The sequence below is a fragment of the Bacillus sp. CGMCC 1.16541 genome (genome assembly GCF_003184905.1).
In the GTDB taxonomy this organism is placed as follows: Bacteria; Bacillota; Bacilli; order Bacillales; family Bacillaceae_H; genus Priestia.
On the sequence record NZ_QFRU01000009.1, the window covers coordinates 88444 to 109448 of the forward strand.

The following is a 21005-nucleotide window of genomic DNA, read 5'->3' on the forward strand; positions in this document are numbered from 1 at the left end:
GGTTCATCTTAAAAAAGAATTATAAAAAGGAGACTTGATAACATGAAAGAAAGAGACATAAATGATGAAGGACTTGCTACAGAAATTTTAAATGGAACAGCTATTTTTCCAATTGCAGAGGTAAACGATGAAGGTGAAAATCCTGAATTAGAAGTGATGAGAAGTCGCGAGAAAGACGAAAAACGAGTGTGAACAAAAGGACGTTTCCTTCGTTCACACTCGTTTTATTACATGTCGTGATTACTATGTTGCTTTTGACGTGTATGTTTGCTGTTTTTAACTTTATGTGAGCCACTCATTGGTGCTGGCTGACCCGGGTTATCACCTTTTGGTGCATTTTTACGCATATCTTTGCTGTCGTTTTTGTTCATCATTACTCACCCCTTTACGTATTAGAGTGAAGCAAATAACGTTGTTTTATTCTCTAAAAGTTGTCGTATAAAATGAGGTGAGAAACAACAAACTACAAGAAGAATGTAGATAAAGGAGGCTGTTAGGTATGCCATATCATAAAGATAAACAACAATCATTTCAAGCAGCTGAACAAGGACATAAACATGCAATGGATGCATATGCTCAATCGCAAATTGTCAAGCATGATGCTTCTTATGGACATGAATTAAAGTTATTAAAAGAGGAAATTAATGAAACGTATCAACAAATCGAAAATGCGTTAGAAAATGCTTCAGAAACACAGCATGCCAAATTAACACAATTCCAACAAGATCTACAAGCAATTGTAGACGAAGTCAATCAAGACTAACAAATCCCCCCTGTATAACGTTGATTATACCGGGGGGATTTTAGTTATAATACGCTCATATATTATCACTCACTATTTATATTCTTACTGATTTTTTTTGCGTTTTTTATTGTTTTGTTTTTGTTGTTCTGTTAATGGTTCATTTGAAAACTCTTCATTATAGCCAGCACCTTTTCCTTGTCCACTCGCTGCGTTTGCACCAGGAATGATGTGGTTTGATTTGCGTTTTGCCATGATTCTCACCTCCATGCTGTTAATGTGCGCAAAACAACATACTTTATGAACACGATAAATGGAAACGAAAACACGATTGTTGAGAATGAGTGAGACAACAAAGAGAGAGATAACGTGAATTTCAGGAGAAGAATTCTTCGTACAACCGTCTTCATTTTTATGTAAAAACCCAATGAAATCGCTATCTAAACGAACCTTCTAAATATAAATAAAATCACTATCATTATGAATTATTAGAAAATACTTTGCAGAATTCACTTTCTCAATAAGAAAAACTTATAACAATTAATAACATTCTTTTTATTTACTTATGTATAACATTATATTAAGATAAAAGGCGAAGGGAATTAGTAGGATGGGAATTTATCAATTGTTATACATAAGTATGTTAAGGGGGTAGGACAATGACTAAAAAAGACGTTTTTAACGCTCGTTCGTCATTCCAAGTTAATGGTAAAACATATAATTATTACCGCTTACAAGCTTTAGAAGAAGCTGGTGTAGGTGTTGTATCAAAACTTCCATATTCAGTAAAGGTATTATTAGAATCTGTTCTTCGTCAAGTAGACGGTCGTGTTATTAAAAAAGAACACGTTGAAAACTTAGCAAAATGGGGAACAAGCGAAGTTCAAGAAATCGATGTACCTTTCAAACCATCTCGTGTTATCCTTCAAGACTTCACTGGTGTTCCGGCTGTTGTAGATTTAGCATCCCTTCGTAAAGCAATGGCTGACATGGGTGGAGACCCAGATAAAATTAACCCTGAAATTCCAGTAGATCTTGTTATCGACCACTCTGTTCAAGTTGACAAAGCAGGTACAATGGATTCATTACGTGTGAACATGGACCTTGAGTTTGAACGTAACACAGAGCGTTACAAATTCTTAAGCTGGGCACAAAAATCATTTAATAACTACCGTGCAGTTCCACCTGCAACAGGTATCGTTCACCAAGTAAACTTAGAGTACTTAGCAAATGTCGTTCACGCTGTTGAAGAAGAAAACGGCGAATACGTTACATTCCCAGATACACTTGTTGGTACAGATTCACATACAACTATGATTAATGGTATCGGTGTATTAGGTTGGGGTGTAGGTGGTATTGAAGCAGAAGCAGGAATGCTTGGTCAACCATCTTATTTCCCTGTTCCAGAAGTAATTGGTGTGAAATTAACTGGCGAATTACCAAATGGTACAACAGCCACTGACTTAGCGTTAAAAGTAACGCAAGTATTACGTCAAAAAGGTGTAGTTGGTAAATTCGTTGAGTTCTTCGGTCCTGGTGTTGCTCAATTACCATTAGCAGACCGCGCAACAATTGCAAACATGGCTCCTGAGTACGGTGCAACATGTGGTTTCTTCCCAGTTGATGGAGAAGCGCTAGAGTATATGCGCTTAACAGGTCGTGACGAAGAAGCAATTAAAGTGGTAGAAGAGTATTCAAAAGCAAATGGTTTATTCTACACGCCTGATTTACAAGACCCTATCTTTACAGACGTAGTAGAAATCAATTTAGCTGAGATTGAAGCAAATCTTTCTGGTCCAAAGCGTCCACAAGATTTAATTCCTCTTTCACAAATGAAGAACGAATTCAATAAAGCATTGTCTGCTCCAATGGGTAACCAAGGGTTTGGACTTGAAGCAACAGATGTTAATAAAGAAATCACATTTAAACTTGCAAATGGTACAGAAACAACGATGAAAACAGGTGCAATTGCAATTGCTGCGATTACAAGCTGTACCAATACATCAAATCCTTACGTACTAATTGGTGCAGGTCTAGTCGCGAAAAAAGCAGTTGAAAAAGGCTTAGATGTTCCTTCATACGTGAAAACATCATTAGCTCCTGGTTCAAAAGTTGTAACAGGTTACTTAAAAGAATCTGGATTACTACCATATTTAGAGCAAATTGGCTTTAATATTGTTGGTTATGGCTGTACAACATGTATTGGTAACTCAGGTCCGTTAGAAGATGAAATTGAAGCAGCAATTGCTGATAGCGATTTACTTGTTACATCTGTATTATCTGGTAACCGTAACTTTGAAGGCCGTATCCACCCACTTGTAAAAGGTAACTACCTTGCATCACCACCACTTGTTGTGGCATATGCGTTAGCGGGTACTGTTGATATCGATCTTCAATCTGAACCACTAGGCATTGATAAAGATGGAAACGAAGTGTTCTTCTCTGATATCTGGCCATCACAAGATGAAATTAAAGATGTTGTAAAAGCAACTGTTACACCAGAATTGTTCCGTAAAGAATACAACCGTGTCTTTGATGATAACGAGCGTTGGAATGAAATTGAAACAAGTGAAGAAGCGCTTTACACATGGGATAATGAATCAACATACATTCAAAATCCTCCATTCTTTGAAGGATTAGCTGCAGAAGCTGGTGAAGTAAAACCACTAGCTGGTTTACGCGTAGTTGGTAAATTTGGAGATTCCGTAACAACTGACCATATCTCACCAGCAGGCTCAATCGCAAAAACTACACCAGCAGGTCTTTACCTTCAAGAAAAAGGCGTAGAACCTAAAGATTTTAACTCATATGGCTCTCGTCGTGGTAACCACGAAGTGATGATGCGTGGTACGTTTGCAAATATCCGCATTCGTAACCAAATCGCACCAGGTACTGAAGGTGGTTGGACGACACATTGGCCAACAAATAATGTCATGAGCATTTACGATGCATGTATGAAGTATAAAGAAGAAGGAACAGGTCTTGCAATCTTAGCTGGTAAAGATTACGGTATGGGAAGTTCTCGTGACTGGGCAGCTAAAGGTACGAACCTATTAGGTATTAAAACAGTTATCGCTGAGAGCTTTGAGCGTATTCACCGTTCAAACCTTGTGTTAATGGGTGTGTTACCTCTTCAATTTAAAGAAGGCGAAAGCGCAGAAACACTTGGTTTAACAGGTAAAGAAGCAATCGAAGTACAAATCGATGAAACTGTAAAACCTCGTGATTATGTGAAAGTAACAGCTACTGACGAAGTAGGGAACAAGACAGAATTTGAAGTGCTTGTTCGCTTTGACAGTGAAGTTGAAATTGACTACTACCGCCATGGTGGTATTCTACAAATGGTTCTTCGTGACAAGTTAGAATCAAAAACACACGCTTAATACACAGTAAATCCTCCTCTTCCGTCTTTGGAAGAAGAGGATTTTTTTATTAGTATAAGTTTTCTTACGGTTTCTTCATCATATTTTCACAATTCCCTTTTACACTAAAGGGTAGTCATACAAATATTCGTATATAGTAAAGATAGAAGAGGAGTGTATGCATGTTTCATGAAGCGATTCAGCTTGGGCCGTTTTTAATCAAGTACGGATGGATTGCCATTAGTTATTCTTTTTTTTGTGCGTTCGTATTAATGAAAGTAATCACAAGTACATATGAATCAAAAGGACAAGAAGTAATTGACCTTTTCTTTAATGGACTCCTTCTTTTCTTTTTCCTATTTAAATTTAGTATACTTATAAAAGACCCCTCTATGATTAGTTATAATCCATATGGTCTCATCTTCTTTCATGGTGGTCTACTCGGATTTTTTATTGGTGGAACTGTTGCAATTCTCTACATTATATGGTCAGTTCATAAAAGAAATTTGCCAATAAAAGAGACCGCTTTCTTAATCAGTGTGGGGTGTTTGTCAGCACTTGTTTCTTACAGCATTCAACACTACTGGCTATTTACATAACGAAAAATGTACGTAAAGAAAGGGTGTTAACACATGTATAAAAAAGTGATTGCAGTCCTTCTATTGTTAGGGTTAGGAGGATATGCACTGTGGCAAGGAATTCTCCCTAAAAATGTAGAAGATGATTTAAGTGAATATGAAAACGCGAACATTTCAGAAGGTGATGCGCAAGAAGTAGTGGAATATGGACTTGAAGCAGGGAAAAAAGCACCAACATTTACATTACCTCTTCTCGGAGGCAACGACGTCAACTTATCAGATTATCAAGGGAAAAAAGTCATTTTAAACTTTTGGGCAACTTGGTGTCCTCCGTGTAAAGCTGAAATGCCAGAAATGCAAAAGTTTTACGATCAATATAGCGACGATGTAGAGATTTTAGCTGTTAATTTAACATCAAGTGAACGAACAGTTGATGCTGTTGATCAATTCCTGAAGGAACGTGGGTTTACATTTCCAGTGTTATTAGATGAACAAGAAGAAGTATCGTCTAAACAGTACAAAATTTTGACCATTCCAACAACATATTTTATTGATGAATCGGGCGTGATTACAAAGAGAATAAATGGTCCAATGAATTACGAACAAATGGAATCATTCGCAAAAGAATAATAAAAAAATCACTCCAATTCACCCATCCCTTGTCTAGAAAGTCCAATAATATCGTAAATAGGCAAGGGATATTGCATTTACTCTTTGTCTCTTCAATTCGTTGACGTATGTTTTTAGAACTATAAATTTTTTGAAAATTTTTGTTATTTTCCTTTGGTTTTTGGGAATGATGTACATAACAAACCATGATGAAAAGGAAGGTAATAACATGAGAAAACTACGTAAGCGCACATTTGAAGAGCTCGTTCAAGAAAACAAACGTCAATTGTTGGAAGACCGCGATGCACTTGAAGCAATTGAAGGGCGTATCGAAAAACGGTTAGAAGCGCGAATGCTAGAGGCTGCAGAATAGGTTCATGACAAAATGGTTAGAGTAAAAGTGAGGAGGGATTCAACATGAGTAACCCAAAAGGTAATCGTAAACATTTTGTTCCCAACCACATCGGAACTCAACCGCGTGCTGCAGGTGGAAATAAAGGGAAACAAATGCAAGATAAATCAGGTCAACATCCAGATGTGATTCAAACAAAAGGTGAATAATAAGGAATAAGTAAAGAATCCTGTCACTAGGCGGGATTCTTTACTTTTCATAATTAAATTATGGTCAACTAAACTTAATATTTTCCACTAATAGATGATGCTTCTTTCCACATACTAGTTGTGTAAGAAATTTTACAACTCAAGGAGGAATTCACAATGGCATGGAGTAAACCAAATCCAGATGATCGTAGCGATAACGTCGAAAAGTTACAGTCAATGGTTCAACATACAATTGAAAACATTGAAAAAGCAGAAGAAACAATGGCTCATGCAGATGGAGCAGAGCGTGAGCGTATTGCTCAAAAAAATCATAACCGCGAAGTAAGTATTCAAGCAATGCGAAATGAAATTCGTGAAGAAGCATCTGTTCGTGAATCAGGTTATGAAGGGGCAGAACAAGTTCACAAATAAAGAGCTCATTTGTCTTTAAGTGTCTCACAACGATTCATTTCAGTGTGGCATAACGGGCAATAAACGTATGTATGGTAACAGAATGAAACTAGATAAAGCAGAGGAGTACCCTCTTTTATCTAGTTTTTTTCTGTTTGAAGAATGCGTATATAGGGAATAATTTGTTGATATTGTTTGTAGGAGGAGAACAGCTTGTTGAAGCGTATGTTTACAAAAAGAATAATCGGTCTGATCTTTTTATTGTTACTCTTAACTTGTGTCACTTTTTATCATACATACAAACCACTTCCAAAAGGCGTGTCATATGAAGGGAAAGAACACCAAGTAGAAGATGTGACATTCTTATACGATCTAACCTATAAAAAAGGAAACGAGATGAAAACTGAAAAACAAATCTTTGAACGTATTTATGAAGTAATTGAAGAAGCGGAAGAACTTGTTGTCATTGATATGTTTTTATTTAATGGCTATTATGATCAAGGAGAATCATTTCCATCTATTAGTGATGAATTAGCTCAAACACTTATCGAAAAAAAGAAAAAGCAGCCAAATATTGAAATGGTTTTCATTACAGATGAAATTAATACAACATATGGCTCACATGAATCAGAGTGGCTAGAAGCCTTGAAAGCACAAGGGATTAAAGTGATTGAGACAGATCTCACAAAATTACGTGACTCAAATCCACTTTACTCAAGTGTGTGGCGTTCTTTTATTCAATGGTTTGGACAAGGTGGAAAGGGCTGGATTGCAAATCCGTTCGGTGAAACAGCACCTTCTATTACAGCTCGCTCTTATTTAAAACTCTTTAATGTAAAAGCAAATCACCGAAAAGTTGTAGCAACGGAGAAAAGCGTGATTGTTTCTTCCGCTAATCCACATGATGCAAGTGGCTACCATTCAAATATTGCATTTGAAATGAAAGGGAACATCATTCAGGATGTGGTAAAATCGGAAAAAGCGGTTATCGATTTTTCAGATCCTCAACCTTTTCCTGTATTACGAAAAACAGTTGAAGATAAAGGGGATATAGGTGTTCAATTGTTAACAGAAGGGAAAATCTATGAACATGTTGTGCACGACATTACACTTGCCAAAAAAGGGGACACTGTTTGGATGGGGATGTTTTATTTAGCTGATCGAAAAGTGATTGAAGCTCTTTTACAAGCAGCTAATAATGGTGCAAATGTTCACCTTGTGTTAGATCCGAATGCCAATGCGTTCGGACAAGAAAAAATTGGACTACCTAATCGTCCTGTTGCAGCTGAACTAGTAGAAGAATCGAACGGAGCCATTGATGTACGATGGTACAATACAACGAAAGAACAATATCATCCAAAAACATTATATATAAAAGGAAAGAATCAATCGACGATTATAAGTGGCTCAGCTAACTTTACAAAACGTAATCTAGATGATTTAAATCTTGAGACAAACGTTAAAATAGTGGGTCCTTCTTCAAGTGAAGTGATGCAAGAAGTAAACACATATTTCAACAGGTTATGGAAGAATGAAGATGCAACATACACATTACCTTATGAAAAATATAAAGATACCACCACCCCCATCAAAAAAGTGGTGTATCGTATTCAAAAAATGTTACGTTTCACTACCTATTAAAGATAAACCAAGATGCCTATCCTTTTTGATGGGAAAAATCGGAAGGGTGTGTTACGATGAAAGTAGTTTATGCTACATAGGAGGAATACGTACATGTTTATTTCAACAACAAATGTGGAGGTACGATACGCTGAAACTGATCAAATGGGCGTTGTGTATCATGCAAATTATTTAGTGTGGATGGAAGTTGGGAGAACAGGGTTAATTAAAGAACTTGGGTTCCAGTACGCAGACATGGAAAAAGAGGGTGTTTTATCGCCTGTTATTGACGTGAATGTTTCGTATAAAAAGCCACTCCGCTACGGTCAAATTGCAACGGTTCATACGTGGGTTGAAAAGTATGATGGATTTCGTGTTGTGTATGGTTACGAAATTTTAACACCTGACAATGAGGTAGCAGTCAACGCTACATCGTCTCATGTATGTGTGAAAAGTGAAACGTTCCGACCTGTATCCATTCGTAAAAAGTTTCCTGACTGGCACGAAGCATATGAACGAGTAAAAAAGAAGGACGATGAATAACTATTACATATAAAAAGCGTATGAAAGCTGTTTTATCACTTTCATACGCTTTTTACTTATGCTTCGTATTTAAAATCTGGTTCTTTTGTTTCAGAATTATAATCAACAATTAGATCATGACTATCGAAGTACCATACATCCTCTTCTTCGATAAAGAATGTAATACCAGCGACTGTTGTTTCAGCGCCTATGTTAATCGGATTATCTGTGCCTACTCCTAATGAGAATCCTTTTTGTACGTTACTGCACCCGCCATAACGCGCAAAAAAACGTACGTATTGATCACTTGTTACGTTCATTTCAGTTTTATACCAGTTTGCTGCTTGTTCTGTTACAGTTAATTTCATCGTTAAATGCTCCTTCCAATCTATCAGCATACATTTATTATAGTAGAAACTTTTTTTGAACGCCAACAATATGGAAAAACAAACCTAAAAAAAGCCACAGAAAAAGATAGTCAATCAAAAGAATGGACGCTTCTACTTGACTATCTCTCTGTTTGATATTTATTTTAGATTATATTCTTTGCCGATTGTTTCCCAGCAATGAACACAATATTTAGATCCACCAGAGTTACGATGTGTTTCTTTTTGACGTTTGCAAATTGAGCATCTGTATTTCATTGTATGTCCTCCTACTGCTTATGTTTACAATCAGTATAACTACAAACACAACTTTGTATTCGCTTACATTCGTAATTATTTTAACATTAAAAAGGATAATACGGCGATAGCAGATAAAAAGTGTAGTTTTAAATCAATTGGTCATACTAACAGTATTAAGTTTAAATGCGAAAGGTGAGTTAGAATGAATAATGGAAAAGCTGTTCCTGTTTCGTCTTCAGAGCTAGGGACATTGTGGATGACGTATCAACAAAAAACAATGCTAGCTCGCATGTTCGAGCACTTTATTCAAGTAGAGACAAATAGTCATATTACTCCTTTATTACAAAGTTATTATGATCAAGAAATGCAGTCTATCCAAGAAATTGTACATATTTTCAAAAATGATGACGTTGTGATTCCTGGAGGATTTGTAGAAACAGATGTTCATTTAGAAGCTCCGCCGTTATATGGAGAATATTTCAGCTTGCTTTTTCTACGAGTCATGATGAAAGTAAGCATTGGTTTAAATGCATTACATATCACCATGTCGTATCGCCAAGACATTATCAATTTTTATCAACATTCCTTAACAAACGCTCATGATCTGTTTAGTCAATCAACCATGATGTTACAAGAGCTAGGAGTTTTACCTCGACCTCCTCACATTCCGGTACCGAAAAAAGTGGAGTATGTTGAAAGCAAAAGTTACATGAGTGGAATTAATCCGCTCGGAACAAAGAGACCTGTTAATGCAGTAGAGATTGCTCACCTTTATCATGGAATTGAAACGAACATTTTAGGGATGCAACTAATTGCTGGCTTTTCACAAGTGGCTGAAAATAAAGCCGTTCGACAATATTTTACTAAAGGAAAAGAGCTGTCTAAAAGAATTATTAAAACGTTTAGTAATACGTTAATGGAAAATGATTTACAACCACCAGCAACGTCTTACGGAAATCCGACTACATCCAATATTGCGCCATTTTCTGAAAAGCTTATGATTTATTGTATTAGTTTGTTAAGTAATTTTGGCTTAACGAGCAATGCGTTAGGAACGTCATTTTCGTTGCGTAACGATTTACCAACAACAATGTCTTTGCTAGGAAAAGAGGTCTTTACGTACGCTAAAGAAGGTGGAAAGTTAATGATTGATCACAATTGGATGGAACAACCACCTGAAGGACAGGGAAGTACGAACAAATAAAGAGGCAAGAAGCCGTTACCTCTCTTACCTGTATAGCAAGTAGGTAACGGCGGTTACATGTGAATTAACATTTAGGTGTAGGGACACAAAAATTCATGACAAAACATGTTAGAATATTTTTATACTCATATAATGAGGAAAGAAGAACGAACTCTTTATCACCGTGCCAACCGTCACCTGATGGACCGAATTCTACAGCAGGTATACCGAATCGTGAAAAAAATCGTCCATCAGCAGAACCGTGTTGTCCAAACAATTTCACTTCGGTTTTTGTCGTTTGAGCAATTGATGTTACCAGTGTTTTAACCCATCGGTCATCAGGTTGTGTTTGAATTGGGTCACCACATAAACCAACCTTTATTTTCTCGTCAAATAATTGTTCGAGTTGAAGAATGATTTCATCTAGGCTTTGATGAGGTAAGTAGCGAATATCAAGAGAAAGTGTGCAACAGTCAGGTACTTTGTTATATGCATCTCCTCCCTGTATTTTCGCTAGATTAATAGAAGGAGCTTCATAAAAAGGTGAATGCTCTAAAGCAAATGGAAGGGTGAAAATACGCTGATACAGAGACATTGCTGTTTCAATTGCGTTGATACCTTCCCATGGACGACTACCGTGAGCAGCTTGGCCTCTTATTGTCACATCAGCTTGTAAAATTCCTTTTGCTTGCAACCCAATATGTAACATGGTTGGTTCTCCGCAAATTAGAAAATCTCCTACATAACCTTGTTCACTCAAAAATTTTGAACAGTGGAACCCTCCTGTTTCTTCATCCGAAACAATTTGCAACTGCACTTTACAAGGTAGACGTTGATCTTTTAATTCCACAACTGCTGCCATCATTGCAGCTAGACCGCCTTTCATATCAGCTGCACCACGCCCGTACAAACGATTACCATCCTGAAAGGGAACGAACTGTGATGCGTTCCCACTTACCACATCGACATGTCCGTTTAAAGTCAGTGTAACAGAGCCAGAGCCGATCTCAGTAATAAGCATGTGATAGCCGTTATTCGTTAGCAAAGTTGGTTGCAAACCGTGATGTTGTAACCACGCTTGACAGTATAGAATTCCTTTGTTTGCGCCTTCTTTTGTCGAGCTATCGATTTTAAGTAACTCTGTTAATAAGTGAAGCATTTTATCCATATAATAAACCTCTTTTTATTTGTTTGATTTTTCTGATTATAAAATATTACCATAAAAGTAACCGAATGAAAATGACATTCACTAGGTATTTCCATTATATTCTTGTTATTTAGTGAAAGTGGATTATAATAAGAATAATAGCGATGAGCTAAAATCCCTTATTTAAAGGAGTGATGACATATGGTGAAATCAAAAGTAGTAGTACGTGTCATGGAGGGATTATCTTTATAACGTTAAAGCATTGAGTTTGTCAATGTGCACGTAACAAGTATGATTTCTCTATGACGTATTCAAGTTAAGGTGGAGAAAGTCATAGGGAGGACAAAACGTTGAATTTAAAAGATATCGGTTCGAATGAAACTTTCAAGTCATTTTTTAATGAATATGAAAATCAAGGTTATACGATAGGTCGCGTTACGCTCGAACATAAAAGATTGTATCGAGTTGTGACAGATCAAGGAGAATTATTAGCTGAAGTGTCAGGTAAGTTCCGCTTCGAGTCATTGAGTCGACAAATGTTTCCTACAGTTGGAGATTGGGTCGTTATCAAACCGAGATGGGATGAGAAGAAAGCGACAATACAGGCGGTTTTACCACGAAAAAGTAAATTTTCTCGAAAAGTAGCTGGAGAGAAAACGGAAGAACAACTAGTCGCAACGAATATTGATGTTTTGTTTATTGTGGTAGCACTCAATCATGATTTCAATATCCGGCGCATTGAACGATATATGATTATGGCATGGGAAAGTGGCGCGAAACCTGTCATTATTTTAAACAAAGCGGATTTATGTTTAGATATAGAAGAAAAACTGAACGAAGTAGAAAATGTTGCCTTTGGTGTCCCCATTCATATCCTAAGTGCACTAAATGAAGAGTCTATACCACTTCTGCAACAATATGCTGCTAATGGGGCAACGATTGCTCTTGTCGGATCTTCAGGAGTGGGAAAGTCTACAATAACAAATCGTTTAATTGGAAAAGACGTGCAGTACACACAAGAAGTGAGAGATAGAGACGACCGAGGTAGGCACACCACCACCTATAGAGAATTAATGATTTTACCTACAGGTGGGTGTATTATTGACACCCCCGGTATGCGGGAATTACAACTTTGGGATGCAAGTGAAGGATTACAAGACGTTTTTGAAGACATTGAGCACCTGGCTTCGATGTGCTATTTTACGAATTGTCGTCATCAAACTGAGCCCAAATGCGCAATAAAAGAAGCAATTGAAGAAGGAACACTTAGCGAAAAGCGATTTCAAAGTTACAAAAAGCTACAGCGAGAGTTAGCATATTTAGCTCAAAAAGAAGATAAAGCTGCTGCCATTCAAGAGAAAGAGAAAGTGAAACGAAAGCAAATTCATAAAGAATTGAAAAAGAAGTTTAATAAGCGATGAATAGATTTATAAAAAAAGACGATGATCTTGTACGATCGTCGTCTTTTTTTATAACCATTTTATTTTTGGTTCAGTTTTATTCATGATTCGTGTGACATTTGCACGATGACGGAAAATCACGAAAAGTGCTAGAAATCCAACCACAATGATAAGCGGGGGTTCACCCGTGAATAAAGAATAAATAAAAGCTAACACACCTGTAATCATTGAAGATAAGGACACATATTTACTTATGTATAAACAAACGAAAAAGCTAGCAAGCATAAGCACAAACAACAGAGGATCGACACAAAGTAATACGCCACCTGAAGTTGCCACTGCTTTTCCACCTTTAAACTTTGCAAAAATGGGATAAACATGACCAATCACTGCAAATAAACCAACAAAAAGGGGATGTAAGTCCGACTGAATCCATAGAGGCAAAGATGTAGCGAGCGTTCCTTTTAAAATGTCTGCAATTGTAACAATTAACCCTGCTTTTACACCTAATGTGCGAAACGTATTTGTCCCACCGAGATTTCCACTTCCGTGTTCTCGAATGTCGACTCCGTAACCGACTTTTCCAACGATTAGAGCAAATGGAACTGAACCAATAAGGTAAGCGAAAATAGGTAAGAGATAATCCATTTTTTCAAAGCTCCTTTATGTACATATCGTTTTCATTTTACCACGTGTTTTCAAAAACGCTAGTCCTTACGTAAACATTCTCCCTTTAACTCAAATTTTCCTGTAAAGATTTTGACTATTTCTTTGGCAAAGTAGATTATTTCACTTTAAAAAAGAAATGCTAAACCCAACATAAAATAAATGACCCAATCAATGATCGTTTCTTTTTTTATGTACTCCCATTCTTAGGGTATTTTATCGGTCGTTTCTCCCTTTTATTCGTCACGCTGTTTACAAAGTTTAAAAAAATGGGTAATATATGCAGGAATTTATCAGATGAAAACGAACAACGTATAACATAACATCAACAAGAAAAAAGGAGAGGTTCAAATGGCAATCGATATTCCATCTCGTGAAGAATTAGGTCGTATTCTTAAAGATAGTAAGCGAATAGCGGTAGTAGGATTATCAGATAATCCAGAAAAAACATCATACATGGTATCAAAAGCAATGCAAGATGCTGGCTACGACATTATTCCTGTAAATCCAAATGCGGATGAAATTCTAGGAGTTAAAGCCGTCAAATCATTAGCTGACATTGATGGCCACGTTGATATTGTGAATGTATTTCGTCGCTCTGAACACTTACTAGGTGTGGCAAAAGAGTGTTTAGAAATCGAGGCCGATGTTTATTGGGCACAGCTTGGCTTAATGGATGAAGAGGCTTATCACCTTTTAAAAGATAACGGCTATATAGTAGTAATGGATCGTTGCATTAAAGTTGAACATGCGTTAACGAAATAGGTTGTGGCAAGGAGGTGACTTACCGTATCAACACCTTCATTCATCCTACGTACATACATTGCAACTTGTAGGGTGAATGATCGGGTCGAACGATATCATAAGTTAGCTCCTTTTCTAATGAGTTTGGACTTCTAGGCACAAATTCGATACAATAGCGCTACAGAAGGGTTAGACCATGAACGAATGATAACTTATAATGAAAAAGAGATACGGAATACCTTTACAATCCGAAAAGGTGTGCTAAAATCAAACGTGTGTTCTCGTTTTGTTTACTATACATATTAATTATATTTCTATTCTTTCTTAAAACGACAAAAGAATGGAAATATGTTTGAGATTTTAATACGTAAAGACAGAGATACGCTATAATAATAGGCGTGTGTGTTTGTATGAAAGGGGTATGTACGATTTGGCTAAAAAGCAACAATTCAACTATAACGAAGATGCCATTCAAGTCTTAGAAGGACTTGATGCTGTCCGAAAACGTCCAGGAATGTATATAGGAAGTACGGATAGTAGAGGATTGCATCATTTAGTATATGAAATCGTTGATAACTCAGTTGATGAAGCGTTAGCGGGTTATGGAAACGAAATTACAGTCACCATACATAAAGATAATTCAATCTCAGTTCAAGACAAAGGTCGTGGAATGCCAACGGGAATGCATAAACTCGGAAAGTCGACACCAGAAGTCATCTTGACGGTTCTTCATGCAGGAGGAAAGTTTGGGCAAGGTGGATATAAAACAAGTGGAGGTCTACACGGAGTTGGTGCATCAGTTGTAAATGCACTATCAGAATGGCTGATCGTCACAATTAACCGCGATGGTTTTACATATGAGCAACGCTTTGAAAATGGCGGGAAAGCTGTTACGACTCTTGAGAAAATCGGAAAAACAAAGAAAACAGGGACGACTATTCACTTTAAACCGGACGCATCTATTTTTTCGGCGACAACATATAACTACGATACATTATCGGAACGTCTGCGTGAGTCCGCTTTTTTATTAAAGGGGTTAAAAATCATCTTAATTGATCAACGTCATGATCAACAAGAAGTATTTCATTACGAAAGTGGAATAGAAGCGTTTGTCTCTTACTTAAACGAAGAAAAAGATGTGCTACATCCGGTTGTATTCTTTGAAGGAGAACAACACAGCATTGAAGTTGAGTTTGCGTTTCAATTTAATGATGGATATTCAGAAACCATTTTATCTTTTGTAAACAATGTTCGCACAAAAGATGGTGGTACACATGAAGCAGGCTCTAAAACCGCGATGACACGTGCTTTTAACGAATATGCACGAAAAGTTGGGTTATTAAAAGAGAAAGATAAAAACCTTGAAGGTACAGATATTCGTGAAGGTTTAGGTGCCATTGTGTCTGTTCGCATTCCAGAAGAGCTCTTACAATTCGAAGGACAAACAAAAGGGAAACTTGGAACGAGTGAAGCACGTTCAGCGGTCGACCACGTTGTCTCAGACAAACTTGCTTACTTTTTAGAAGAGAATCCTGATATTAGCTCATTATTAGTGAAAAAAGCCATTAAAGCAGCTCAAGCACGAGAAGCGGCACGAAAAGCACGAGAAGATGCCCGAAACGGAAAGAAAAGAAAGCGCCAAGAAACGATTTTGAGTGGGAAGTTAACACCAGCTCAATCAAGAAACCCACAAAAAAATGAGCTTTATTTAGTGGAAGGGGACTCAGCGGGTGGATCTGCTAAACAAGGACGAGACCGAAGATTTCAAGCTGTGTTACCTTTAAGAGGGAAAGTTATTAATACAGAAAAAGCAAAGTTGCAAGATATTTTTAAGAATGAAGAGATTAATACAATCATTCATGCAATCGGCGGTGGAGTTGGTGCTGAGTTTTCAGTCGACGATATCAATTATGATAAAATTGTCATTATGACCGATGCAGATACAGATGGTGCTCATATTCAAGTCTTGCTTTTAACGTTCTTTTATCGCTACATGAAACCGTTAGTTGAAGCAGGGAAAGTGTTTATTGCTTTACCACCACTTTATAAAGTAAGCAAAGGAACAGGAAAGAAAGAAGTCATAGAATATGCGTGGAATGAAGATGAACTGCAAGGTGCAATGAAAAAAGTTGGTCGTGGCTATATGATTCAGCGTTATAAAGGTTTAGGCGAGATGAATGCTGATCAATTATGGGAAACAACGATGAATCCTGACACACGCACGCTTATTCGTGTCCGTATTGATGATGCAGCACGTGCAGATCGTCGTGTCACAACGTTAATGGGTGATAAAGTAGAACCCCGTCGAAAGTGGATTGAAAACAATGTTGCATTCGGATTAGAAGAAGATCCAAACATTTTAGATAATGAAAACGTTACGGTCGCAGAGGAGGAATAATGAATGTCACAAACAGAACGTTATCTAGATTTACCACTTGAAGATGTATTAGGCGACCGCTTCGGACGTTATAGTAAATACATTATTCAAGAACGTGCTTTACCAGATGCTCGTGATGGGCTAAAGCCCGTACAGCGTCGTATTTTATATGCGATGCATGTAGACGGAAATACAACAGACAAAGGGTTTCGAAAGTCGGCTAAAACAGTCGGGAATGTTATAGGTAATTATCACCCCCATGGTGATACATCTGTCTATGATGCGATGGTTCGTATGAGTCAAGATTGGAAAGTACGAAACGTATTAATTGAAATGCATGGAAACAACGGAAGTATTGATGGTGACCCACCCGCTGCGATGCGTTATACAGAAGCTCGCTTGTCTGCCATGGCATCAGAATTACTACGCGATATAGACAAACAAACAGTCGAATTCGTCCCAAACTTTGATGATACAAGTAGTGAGCCAACTGTTTTACCCGCTATGTTTCCCAATTTACTTGTAAACGGTTCAACAGGGATTTCTGCGGGATACGCAACAGAAATTCCACCTCATCATCTTGGTGAAGTTATTGACGCAACAGTTATGCGTATTGATAAGCCAGAATGTACAATTGATGAACTGATGACGGTTATAAAAGGGCCTGATTTTCCAACAGGAGGCATTATTCAAGGGATAGATGGCATTAAAAAAGCATATGAAACGGGTAAAGGGAAAATTATTATCCGTGGAAAAGCAGAAGTAGAAGCCATCCGCGGTGGAAAGCAACAAATTGTCATTACTGAAATTCCATTTGAAGTGAATAAAGCTAATTTAGTCAAAAAAATGGATGAACTTCGCTTAGATCGAAAAGTAGAAGGGATTTCAGAGGTTCGCGATGAAACCGATCGCACAGGTTTACGCGTAGTCGTTGAGTTGAAGAAAGAAGCAAATGCAGAAGGCGTTTTAAATTACTTATATAAAAACACGGACTTGCAAATTCCGTATAATTTCAATATGGTGGCCATTTCTCGTAAGCGTCCAAAGCTGATGAGCTTAACCAACATTTTAGACGCTTATATTGAGCATCAGCGTGAAGTTGTAACAAATCGTTCAACGTATGAGTTAAAGAAAGCTCGTGAACGTGAGCATATTGTACAAGGTTTAATGAAGGCATTGTCAATCTTAGATGAAGTCATTCAAACAATTCGTGCATCGAAAGATAAACGAGATGCCAAAGATAATTTAATTGTGCAGTATGACTTTACGGAAGCACAAGCAGAAGCGATTGTTTCACTACAACTTTATCGTTTAACAAATACAGATATTACTGCTCTTAGACAAGAAGCTGAAGAGTTAGCAATAAAAATCGCAGAACTTGAAGAGATTTTACATAGTGAGAAAAAACTGTTAAGTGTGATTAAAAAAGAACTTCGTCGTGTGAAAAAAACATATAGTGACGACCGTCGCTCTCAAATCGAAGCAGAAATTACTGAGATTAAAATTAATTTAGAAGTAATGGTTCCATCAGAAGATGTACTTGTTACAGTTACAAAAGATGGATACGTAAAACGAACAAGTTTACGCTCATATTCAGCATCAAATGGCCAAGATTTCGGCATGAAAGACACAGATCGTATTTTATTTAAACAAGAAATGAATACGACTGACACCATTCTTGTTTTCACGAACAAAGGAAATTACTTATTTATGCCAATTCACGAGTTGCCTGACATTCGTTGGAAAGACATGGGACAACATGTCATGAATATTGTGCCGATTGATAAAACCGAGGAAATCGTAAGAGTACTTCCAATTAAAGAGTTTAAGGAAGGTAAATATTTACTGTTCTTTACTAAAAATGGAATGGCTAAAAAAACAGAGCTCATTCAATATAAAGCGCAGCGATATTCCAAAGCACTTGTTGCCATTAATTTAAAAGGCGACGATCAACTCGTTGATGTATATGAAACAGACGGAAATCAAGCTGTATTTCTTGCGACAAGACAAGGATATGGTTTGTGGTTTAAGGAAGAAGAAATTAATATTGTCGGTACTCGAGCTGCTGGAGTAAAAGGGATTAATTTAAAAGAGAACGATTACGTTGTGAGTGGAGAAATCATTAGTGGAGATGATAAAGAAACACTATTTATCGTGACACAGCGTGGAGCGGTAAAGAAAACGAAACTTAGTGAATTTGAACAGTCATCACGAGCAAAACGAGGGCTTGTCATGGTTCGAGAATTAAAGTCTAATCCACATGAAATTGTAAAAGTGATAACTGTTACAAATGACGATATGATTTACGTTCAAACAACAAAAGAAGTGATTGAACAAATTGATCCCGCTACGATGCGAAATAGTGATCGTTATAGCAACGGTTCATTTATTCTAGATCAAAGCGATGCAGGAACCATTATTAATAGCTGGAAAGAAAAGAAACCTAAATAAAAACCAAAAGAACCAGTCGCAAACTGTCAATTGTAATCGATGGTTAGCGATTGGTTCTTTCTTTAAACATACAATGTTATTATTGATTTATATAATAATTGCAGTATATTCTAAATAATAAAGATATGAAACTAGTTGTCCCTGTGCCTTATCTTAATTTTTAAAAATAATTAAAAGGTTTTCACTCTGCTAACTAAACACCTCCCACTTTATTATTGAAAAAAACTTAATACCAAAATGCACACCATAACCAATTAAGATAACACCTGCTGATAATGTAATCACTCGTAGCAATTGCGTATGAATAAACCGTCTTGTGAAATGAACTGTAAAAGCAATGTTCATATTCCATAACATAATGCCTACGATGATACATATACTTGCGATGCTTGCTTGTAAAAGGGTATATGAATGGACCATATGACTTAACGTGGAGCCATAAACACCAAACCAAAAAACAATGTTGATTGGATTTGTTAAGGCAATGAAGAACCCTGATGCATAGGATCGTTGCGCGGTGGTTGGATGTCCTTCTTCAAACAGAAATGCATGAGAAGCGGCTTGTCTCATACTTTGTATCCCTATGTATACTAGCATTAAACATCCAGCTCCATACAAAAAAAGTGTCACAACGTCTTTTTGTATAAAAGGAGCTAGTCCAATTAAAATGAACAACATAAATAATACATCTGCACTCATTCCACCTAAGCCAACCAGCCATGCCGACCAAAACCCACCTGATATGCCACGCTTGATCATTTCAATATTAATAGGTCCTACAGGTGCTGCTAAGCTAATACCAAGTACAAGGTGGTGAATGGCAATTAACATCCACTCCATTTTTCAATCCCTCCAAAACTTGTCCATAGTTATATGTATGGACAGGTATCATGAAATTAGAAGTAGAAATGGCTCATATTCTGCTTTTTCTTTTAATACACATGTATCGTTAAGCTGAAAGAGGAGGTTATATGTTGAAAACATCCTTTATTTACACTGAACAAGAAATTAATGAAGCAACAAATATTCCCGAGTGGGGAAAAACTGTGTTTGAATCATTCAAGCGTGATTTAGTGTCAGAATCCGCACCATTTCCATGCGTACTTGGAGTAGAGGGGTTTAAACATAACTTGCTTAGATTTGGTTTTTGCACTTCCCCGTACGATAAAAAAGAAATTAAACAATGCGCGCAAGCATTAACACAATATTTACAAGAGTTTCGTTCCCTTGGCCGATATACATCTTTTGTGATGTTTTTTGAGCCAACTGAAACAAAACCAATGGAAGACTATGAAAAAATGTTTTGGGACACATTACAACATTTACATGAACTTGACGAAGAAGAATGGCCAGAGGATATTCCAAACCATCCTAGTGATCCTTTATGGGAATTTTGTTTTGGTGGTGAACCGATCTTTGTAGTGTGCAATACACCAGCTCACCATTTAAGAAAAAGTCGAAGAAGTGATACCTTCATGATTACCTTTCAACCACGTTGGGTATTTGAAGGAATTAGAGAAGATACAAAGGTGGGGAAATCAGTTAAAAAGTTAGTTCGCCATCGTTTAACAACCTACGACACAGTCGCTCCACACCCTGAACTTGGCTGGTATGGAAACGCTCAGAATCGTGAATGGAAACAATATTTCCTTCATGATACAAACGATGAGACAACAAAGAAATGCCCATTTCATTCAAAAAGGAGTGAGCTATATGCAAGTAAAAAAAGCCTCTATTAAAAAAGGAGTAGGCGGAGGTTTTGAAGAAGTAGTAAATGATTTACTCCCAGCACAAACAGGATATGTAGAAGTTCAGTGGGATATCCCTCATCAAGAGCATCCAACACACACCCATCCAACTGATGAGATTCTACACATCCTAGAAGGATCTGTGTACTTTTCAGTTGAAGACGAAACGGTTTTATGTGAAGCAGGCGACCGTATTTATCTCCCAAAAGAAACGAAACATTCATCAAAAGCTGGCTCGTCAGGCTGTAAGTATGTTATTTCCATTCAAAAATAAGAATA

The 21005-nt window shown here is 37.1% G+C and carries 23 protein-coding genes; 17 read left to right on the forward strand and 6 right to left on the reverse strand.

Annotated elements, in window-relative coordinates; all coding sequences use genetic code 11:
• The first annotated feature begins 42 nt into the window (after positions 1-42).
• Complete coding sequence (locus tag DIS06_RS20150) at positions 43-192, forward strand: hypothetical protein (protein WP_162595957.1); 150 nt, start codon at positions 43-45, stop codon at positions 190-192.
• A 35-nt stretch (positions 193-227) separates the two neighbouring features.
• On the opposite strand, the gene DIS06_RS10935 is transcribed toward DIS06_RS20150, so the two are convergent.
• Complete coding sequence (locus tag DIS06_RS10935) at positions 228-374, reverse strand: small acid-soluble spore protein P (RefSeq protein WP_110113308.1); 147 nt, start codon at positions 372-374, stop codon at positions 228-230.
• 125 nt (positions 375-499) lie between these two features.
• On the opposite strand from DIS06_RS10935, the gene DIS06_RS10940 reads away from it, so the two are divergent.
• Positions 500-763: a hypothetical protein gene (locus tag DIS06_RS10940; RefSeq protein WP_110113309.1), complete on the forward strand. Its 264-nt coding sequence runs from the start codon at positions 500-502 to the stop codon at positions 761-763.
• Positions 764-847: 84 nt separating this feature from the next.
• Here DIS06_RS10940 and sspO read toward each other — a convergent pair whose 3' ends face one another.
• Positions 848-997 (reverse strand): small acid-soluble spore protein O, encoded by a 150-nt coding sequence (sspO, locus tag DIS06_RS10945; RefSeq protein ID WP_110113310.1) that lies wholly within the window; start codon positions 995-997, stop codon positions 848-850.
• 404 nt (positions 998-1401) lie between these two features.
• Here sspO and acnA point away from each other — a divergent pair, with 404 nt between their 5' ends.
• The 8 genes from acnA to DIS06_RS10985 all read left to right on the forward strand — a co-directional run bounded on the left by acnA (position 1402) and on the right by DIS06_RS10985 (position 8405).
• Positions 1402-4125 (forward strand): aconitate hydratase AcnA, encoded by a 2724-nt coding sequence (acnA, locus tag DIS06_RS10950; RefSeq protein ID WP_110113311.1) that lies wholly within the window; start codon positions 1402-1404, stop codon positions 4123-4125.
• Positions 4126-4286: 161 nt separating this feature from the next.
• Complete coding sequence (locus DIS06_RS10955; protein WP_110113312.1) at positions 4287-4703, forward strand: hypothetical protein; 417 nt, start codon at positions 4287-4289, stop codon at positions 4701-4703.
• 33 nt (positions 4704-4736) lie between these two features.
• The gene (locus DIS06_RS10960) at positions 4737-5312 is read left to right on the forward strand and encodes a peroxiredoxin family protein (RefSeq protein ID WP_110113313.1); all 576 of its coding nucleotides are present in this window, start codon (positions 4737-4739) and stop codon (positions 5310-5312) included.
• Between the two features lie 208 nt (positions 5313-5520).
• Positions 5521-5664 (forward strand): FbpB family small basic protein, encoded by a 144-nt coding sequence (locus tag DIS06_RS10965; protein ID WP_110113314.1) that lies wholly within the window; start codon positions 5521-5523, stop codon positions 5662-5664.
• A 44-nt stretch (positions 5665-5708) separates the two neighbouring features.
• Positions 5709-5852 carry an acid-soluble spore protein N gene (locus DIS06_RS10970; RefSeq protein ID WP_110113315.1) on the forward strand — a complete coding sequence of 48 codons (144 nt, stop codon included), beginning with the start codon at positions 5709-5711 and terminating at the stop codon, positions 5850-5852.
• 156 nt (positions 5853-6008) lie between these two features.
• Positions 6009-6263 (forward strand): small acid-soluble spore protein Tlp, encoded by a 255-nt coding sequence (gene tlp / locus DIS06_RS10975; protein ID WP_110113316.1) that lies wholly within the window; start codon positions 6009-6011, stop codon positions 6261-6263.
• A gap of 204 nt (positions 6264-6467) precedes the next feature.
• On the forward strand, positions 6468-7883 hold the full coding sequence (locus DIS06_RS10980) for a phospholipase D family protein (protein ID WP_204166788.1): 1416 nt from the start codon (positions 6468-6470) through the stop codon (positions 7881-7883).
• 93 nt (positions 7884-7976) lie between these two features.
• Entirely contained in the window at positions 7977-8405 is a 429-nt protein-coding gene (locus DIS06_RS10985; protein ID WP_110113317.1) for an acyl-CoA thioesterase, read from the forward strand.
• A gap of 56 nt (positions 8406-8461) precedes the next feature.
• On the opposite strand, the gene DIS06_RS10990 is transcribed toward DIS06_RS10985, so the two are convergent.
• The gene (locus tag DIS06_RS10990) at positions 8462-8752 is read right to left on the reverse strand and encodes a HesB/YadR/YfhF family protein (RefSeq protein WP_110113318.1); all 291 of its coding nucleotides are present in this window, start codon (positions 8750-8752) and stop codon (positions 8462-8464) included.
• Between the two features lie 460 nt (positions 8753-9212).
• On the opposite strand from DIS06_RS10990, the gene DIS06_RS10995 reads away from it, so the two are divergent.
• Positions 9213-10214, forward strand: coding sequence for a DUF3231 family protein (locus DIS06_RS10995; protein ID WP_110113319.1), 1002 nt, complete (start codon positions 9213-9215; stop codon positions 10212-10214).
• 64 nt (positions 10215-10278) lie between these two features.
• On the opposite strand, the gene DIS06_RS11000 is transcribed toward DIS06_RS10995, so the two are convergent.
• The gene (locus DIS06_RS11000; protein ID WP_204166786.1) at positions 10279-11361 is read right to left on the reverse strand and encodes a M20 family metallopeptidase; all 1083 of its coding nucleotides are present in this window, start codon (positions 11359-11361) and stop codon (positions 10279-10281) included.
• A gap of 329 nt (positions 11362-11690) precedes the next feature.
• Here DIS06_RS11000 and rsgA point away from each other — a divergent pair, with 329 nt between their 5' ends.
• The gene (gene rsgA / locus DIS06_RS11005) at positions 11691-12761 is read left to right on the forward strand and encodes a ribosome small subunit-dependent GTPase A (RefSeq protein WP_110113320.1); all 1071 of its coding nucleotides are present in this window, start codon (positions 11691-11693) and stop codon (positions 12759-12761) included.
• Between the two features lie 48 nt (positions 12762-12809).
• Here rsgA and plsY read toward each other — a convergent pair whose 3' ends face one another.
• Complete coding sequence (gene plsY, locus DIS06_RS11010) at positions 12810-13388, reverse strand: glycerol-3-phosphate 1-O-acyltransferase PlsY (RefSeq protein WP_110113321.1); 579 nt, start codon at positions 13386-13388, stop codon at positions 12810-12812.
• Positions 13389-13757: 369 nt separating this feature from the next.
• Between plsY and DIS06_RS11015 the strand changes: the two genes are divergently transcribed.
• The 3 genes from DIS06_RS11015 (at position 13758) to parC (ending at position 18978) form a co-directional block, all read left to right on the forward strand.
• The gene (locus DIS06_RS11015) at positions 13758-14171 is read left to right on the forward strand and encodes a CoA-binding protein (protein WP_110113322.1); all 414 of its coding nucleotides are present in this window, start codon (positions 13758-13760) and stop codon (positions 14169-14171) included.
• A gap of 409 nt (positions 14172-14580) precedes the next feature.
• Positions 14581-16548: a DNA topoisomerase IV subunit B gene (gene parE / locus DIS06_RS11020; protein WP_110113323.1), complete on the forward strand. Its 1968-nt coding sequence runs from the start codon at positions 14581-14583 to the stop codon at positions 16546-16548.
• Positions 16549-16551: 3 nt separating this feature from the next.
• Positions 16552-18978, forward strand: coding sequence for a DNA topoisomerase IV subunit A (gene parC / locus DIS06_RS11025; RefSeq protein ID WP_110113324.1), 2427 nt, complete (start codon positions 16552-16554; stop codon positions 18976-18978).
• A gap of 189 nt (positions 18979-19167) precedes the next feature.
• Here the strand turns inward: parC and DIS06_RS11030 are convergent, their stop codons facing one another.
• Entirely contained in the window at positions 19168-19818 is a 651-nt protein-coding gene (locus tag DIS06_RS11030; protein ID WP_110113325.1) for a LysE family transporter, read from the reverse strand.
• A gap of 131 nt (positions 19819-19949) precedes the next feature.
• Here DIS06_RS11030 and DIS06_RS11035 point away from each other — a divergent pair, with 131 nt between their 5' ends.
• A complete protein-coding gene (locus tag DIS06_RS11035; RefSeq protein ID WP_110113326.1) occupies positions 19950-20717 on the forward strand; it encodes a YqcI/YcgG family protein in 768 nt (255 codons plus the stop codon).
• Positions 20692-21000 (forward strand): cupin domain-containing protein, encoded by a 309-nt coding sequence (locus tag DIS06_RS11040; RefSeq protein WP_110113327.1) that lies wholly within the window; start codon positions 20692-20694, stop codon positions 20998-21000. The genes DIS06_RS11035 and DIS06_RS11040 overlap by 26 nt, the downstream gene beginning before the upstream one ends.
• Positions 21001-21005 lie beyond the last annotated feature (5 nt).